This window comes from Paenibacillus sp. 01T422, assembly GCF_056398785.1.
In genome coordinates this window covers 1-4,033 of sequence record NZ_JBFTQB010000699.1, presented here as the reverse complement: position 1 = coordinate 4,033, position 4,033 = coordinate 1, and the positions used below count along the sequence as shown (strand labels likewise).

Annotated in this window: 4 protein-coding genes; all 4 read left to right on the top strand. The window is 48.1% G+C overall.

Annotation, left to right across the window (positions count from 1 at the left end):
- The coding region (locus AC1DUA_RS29220; RefSeq protein WP_477503093.1) for an undecaprenyldiphospho-muramoylpentapeptide beta-N-acetylglucosaminyltransferase at positions 1-854 on the top strand (854 nt) is incomplete at its 5' end.
- 200 nt (positions 855-1,054) lie between these two features.
- A complete protein-coding gene (gene murB / locus AC1DUA_RS29215; protein ID WP_477503092.1) occupies positions 1,055-1,960 on the top strand; it encodes a UDP-N-acetylmuramate dehydrogenase in 906 nt (301 codons plus the stop codon).
- 15 nt (positions 1,961-1,975) lie between these two features.
- The gene (gene murA, locus AC1DUA_RS29210; RefSeq protein ID WP_477503091.1) at positions 1,976-3,244 is read left to right on the top strand and encodes a UDP-N-acetylglucosamine 1-carboxyvinyltransferase; all 1,269 of its coding nucleotides are present in this window, start codon (positions 1,976-1,978) and stop codon (positions 3,242-3,244) included.
- A 12-nt stretch (positions 3,245-3,256) separates the two neighbouring features.
- The gene (locus AC1DUA_RS29205; protein ID WP_477503090.1) at positions 3,257-3,943 is read left to right on the top strand and encodes a cell division protein FtsQ/DivIB; all 687 of its coding nucleotides are present in this window, start codon (positions 3,257-3,259) and stop codon (positions 3,941-3,943) included.
- Positions 3,944-4,033 lie beyond the last annotated feature (90 nt).

The window sequence follows — 4,033 nt, the reverse complement described above, 5'->3', positions numbered from 1 at the left end:
CTTTTAGAGTGATAAAAGGTGTGTATGAATCTTATAGATTGCTCCGTCGTCTGAAGCCCGCCATCGTCTTTTCGAAGGGCGGGTTCGTTTCCGTTCCGGTCGTTCTGGGCAGCCGTATGAACAAGGTGCCGGTTATTATTCATGAATCCGATATGACGCCAGGATTGGCTAACAAAATATCGATTCCTTTGGCAACGAAAGTATGTGTCACGTTCCCAGAGTCTTTGCAGCATGTCAACAAAGATAAAGCCGTTCTAACTGGCTTACCGATTCGCGAACATATTCGGAGCGGGAAAGCCTCCCGAGGCTACCAGCTTTGCGATTTTCATAAGCAGAAACCCGTTGTTTTGATCATGGGAGGCAGCTTGGGCTCACAGGTGATCAACCAAGCAGTCAGAGGGAACCTCCCTCGTTTGCTGGAGCAATTTCAAATTGTTCACTTGTGCGGGAAGGGTAATATTGCAGCAGAATTTGCTGGGACGCGTGGATATAAACAATTCGAGTATTTGAATGAAGAACTCCCGGATATATTAGCAATCACAGATCTTGTGATTTCCCGTGCAGGCGCTACGTCTATCTATGAGTTTTTGGTATTGGAAAAACCTATGCTGCTTATTCCGCTATCTTTGCAAGCGAGCCGGGGAGATCAAATTCTGAACGCAAAGTCGTTTCAGAAAGCCGGCTACGCGGATGTCATGCAGGAAGATGAACTTACTCCTGAATCGCTGCAAACCCGCCTGGAGGCTCTCTACGCAAACAGAGAAACTTACAAAGCGGCTATGCAATCCCGCAACGACAGCGATGCTGTTGCAGCGATCGTTAAATTGATTGAATCCTATAGCTTATCGAGTTAGTTTTTCGAAAGCGAATAGGCGATTGTCACACTCTATCCGATTTTACATAAACTATACTATAACCGTGACAGACACCTAAGGCTTGATATGACGCCAAAGTTTGAAGCCCGGCCATCTTCAACTTGGTCCGTATTTTTGAAATTATGGAGTTTAAGATGATTCGATAATTTCGCCCTATGTTCTGTGAAGGAGGTTTTCCCATGCAGCAGTTAATATCCGACTTAAAGGCAGCAAATATTGGCGAGATTCGAACGAATGAACGACTAGCCCCTTATACGACTTGGAAAATCGGTGGTCCGGCCGATTGCCTCATCCTCCCAAACACGAAGGAGCAGGTTGCTGCAGTTATCCGTTTCCTGCATCAACGTGGAGTACCATGGACGATTATCGGTCGTGGCTCTAACTTACTTGTCAGTGACAAAGGAATTAGAGGGGTAGTTATCAAACTTGGCTCTGCGCTGGAAACTTTGCGCTTTGAAGGTGCAACCGTTTATGCTGGCGGTTCCTATTCGTTCATTAAATTGTCTGTGCTAGCGGCCAAGGAAGGTTTAACCGGACTGGAGTTTGCTTCGGGCATTCCCGGTTCTGTGGGAGGCGCCGTCTACATGAATGCAGGGGCTCACGGGTCCGATGTGTCACGCATACTCAAGCAGGCTGAAGTCATCCTGGACACAGGGGAATTGGTCACGATGCAGGCAGAGGATCTGCAGTATGCCTATCGGCATTCTATTCTGCACACTCTACCCGGCATAGTAACAGAAGCTGTCTTTGAATTACAGGTTGGAGAACGCAAAGAAATCGCGGGAGCCATGGCGGCTTACCGAGATCGGCGTCTTCGCACACAACCGCTTCAATTAGCTTGTGCTGGAAGTGTTTTCCGCAACCCCGCAGGGGGATTCGCCGCAAAGCTCATCGAAGAGGCTGGCCTGAAAGGCAAACGTGTCGGTGGAGCGGAAATTTCCACGCTGCACGCCAATTTCATTGTGAACACCGGAGATGCTAAAGCCGAGGACGTTCTCACTCTCATCGCAGAAGTACAGCAGATCGTACAGAATCAGTACGGTATATCGCTAGTACCGGAAGTTTTGGTGATGGGTGAGAGGTAAATCGGAGGTGGAACTTTGGAGAAGCTCGTTATCGAAGGTGGAAGACCTCTCACGGGAGCCATCCAGATACACGGCGCTAAAAACGCCGCATTACCAATCTTAGCAGCATGCATCCTGGCTAGCGGCACTCATACTCTGCATAATGTTCCTAATTTGCTCGATATCGACACCATGCTGCGCATTCTTCGTGCGCTGGGCTGCCGTGCCGAACAGCAAGGGGACACGGTATCCATTACAACATCCACAGCTAATTCCTCACATATTCCAGAAGAATTGATGGGTCAGATGCGTTCTTCCATCTTTCTAATGGGACCGCTGCTCGCTAGATTTGGCAGTGTCACCGTGTATCAACCCGGAGGCTGCGCAATCGGCGAACGCAAAATCGATTTGCACCTGAAAGGGCTGCAGGCTTTAGGAGCCAACATTGAAGAATTCGCAAACAAAATTGTTTGCACAGCCGAATCACTTCAAGGCAGTGAAATCGTTCTGGATTTTCCGAGCGTCGGAGCTACGGAGAATATCATGATGGCTGCTGTGAAAGCGGAAGGTATTACAACAATTTATAATGCGGCCCGCGAACCGGAGATTCAGGATTTGCAAAACTTTCTGAACGCCATGGGCGCCGATATTATCGGAGCAGGAACAGATACCATTACCATTCGTGGTGTGGAAACTCTGTCACCTTGCACCTACCGCATCATCCCTGACCGTATTGTGGCTGGAACCTTTATGGTGGCCGCTGCTGCAACCAAAGGGAGCATCACCCTAGAGAAGGTTAACCCTGCTCATTTAACCTCTGTGATCCATGTCCTTAAGCGTGCAGGTGTTCAAATCATCTCTGACGGTGATATAATACATGTAAGCTGTCCGACAAGACCGAAGGCCGTCGAACGTATCGTGACTTCGCCGCATCCATCTTTTCCAACCGACTTGCAATCACAGGTTATGGTGCTGCTATCTTTAGCAGACGGGATGAGCGTAATGAAAGAAACGATTTTCGAAGGTAGATTCAAACACGTAGATGAATTGTCCCGTATGGGAGCAGATATCCGTGTGGATATGAGTTCAGCCTTTATTCGAGGCGTTCCTAGGTTGTATGGAGCGACAGTGGAGGCGACCGATTTGCGTGCTGGCGCAGCACTTGTTATCGCCGGTCTGGCTGCGCATGGTACGACGATCGTTGAGCAAATTCATCATATTGATAGAGGTTATGATAGAATTGAACATATGCTTTCAAGATTGGGTGCTTCCGTGCATCGACAATCCCCTGTTCCAAGTGAGTAAGCGAACAATTGAATGATTTCCGCGCATCCCTTCCTGGATACAGGCGGGGATTCACGGTTTCAGTCGACTGGTTACATACAAGATTGTAGCGTAAGTGTCATTGAAGTTGAAGGAAATGAGCTCATGACCTCGGAAGCCATTGGACAAGCTAGCCAGATTGCTGTCGGGGACCGATTCTTTGCATTCAGCTCCCAGTCGATAACACAGCGAATTTCATCTCTACCCATGATTAAGACAGCTACGGTGAAGAAGCATTTTCCAGGCAAAGTACTTATTACCGTGCAGGAGTATCCCAAGGTTGCTTTCCAGATTGGTGCAGATGGCAAAAAGCAAGCCGTACTTGCCGATGGCGCTGTCGTTGAATTGGCGGCTGGCAGCAGTATTCCTCTGGATATGCCTATTTTGACGGGGTGGACGGACGGCGATCCGAATAAAGCAGCACTATGTAAAGTGCTTGGTGAAATTCCGGAGAGTGCACTCTCGGATATTTCCGAAATTAAACCGGACCCTTCAGAGCCGTATCCTGACAAGATCAAGCTGTACACGAGATCCCAATTTGAAGTGTACACGACGATAGCTTACTTGCCTGAGAAAATTGACAATCTACCTGCTTATATAGCAAGCTTACAAGAGGATCATATTACTAGTGGCATTATCAAAATGCTAGAAGTAGAATATAGAATATCATGCACCTTTTGAGCCTAATGAAGACACGAAGAATGATTCGAATAATACGTCGGGGCAAAAGGCTGGAAGCAACGCGGCGGCAAGTCCATCGCCCGATCCTAA